We start from the raw sequence: 868 nt of genomic DNA, 5'->3' as shown, positions 1-868 counted from the left end.
TCGCGGGCGACGCGGAGATCGTGATCGCGGGCGGCCAGGAGAACATGAGCGCGGCGCCGCACGTGCTGCCGGGCTCGCGCGACGGGTTCCGGATGGGCGACGCGAAGCTGGTCGACACGATGATCGTCGACGGGCTGTGGGACGTGTACAACCAGTACCACATGGGCATCACGGCGGAGAACGTCGCGAAGGAATACGGGATCACGCGCGAAGAGCAGGACGCGTTCGCGGCGCTGTCGCAGAACAAGGCGGAAGCTGCGCAGAAGGCCGGGCGCTTCGACGACGAGATCGTGCCGGTGTCGATCCCGCAACGCAAGGGCGAGCCGCTGCAGTTCGCGACCGACGAGTTCGTGCGTCACGGCGTGACGGCGGAGTCGCTGGCCGGGCTGAAGCCGGCGTTCGCGAAGGACGGCTCGGTGACGGCGGCGAACGCGTCGGGGCTGAACGACGGCGCGGCGGCGGTGCTGGTGATGTCGGCGCAGAAGGCGGCGGCGCTGGGCCTGACGCCGCTGGCGCGGATCAAGGCGTATGCGAACGCGGGCGTGGATCCGAGCGTGATGGGCATGGGGCCGGTGCCGGCGTCGCGCCGGGCGCTGGAGCGCGCGGGCTGGACGCCGGGCGACCTGGACCTGATGGAGATCAACGAAGCGTTCGCGGCGCAGGCGCTGGCGGTGCACAAGCAGATGGGCTGGGACACGTCGAAGGTGAACGTGAACGGCGGGGCGATCGCGATCGGCCACCCGATCGGCGCGTCGGGCTGCCGGATCCTGGTGACGCTGCTGCACGAGATGGTCAAGCGCGACGCGAAGCGCGGGCTGGCGTCGCTGTGCATCGGCGGCGGGATGGGCGTCGCGCTCGCGGTCGAGCG

At 71.2% G+C, this 868-nt stretch carries 1 protein-coding gene; it reads left to right on the top strand.

From position 1 onward, the window contains the following. On the top strand, positions 1 to 868 hold an 868-nt coding region (locus tag J8I35_RS34395; protein WP_209929398.1), incomplete at both ends, for an acetyl-CoA C-acetyltransferase.

The sequence above is a fragment of the Burkholderia sp. CpTa8-5 genome (assembly GCF_017815045.1).
GTDB lineage: Bacteria > Pseudomonadota > Gammaproteobacteria > Burkholderiales > Burkholderiaceae > Burkholderia > Burkholderia sola.
This window is presented reverse-complemented; position numbering and strand designations above follow the sequence as displayed.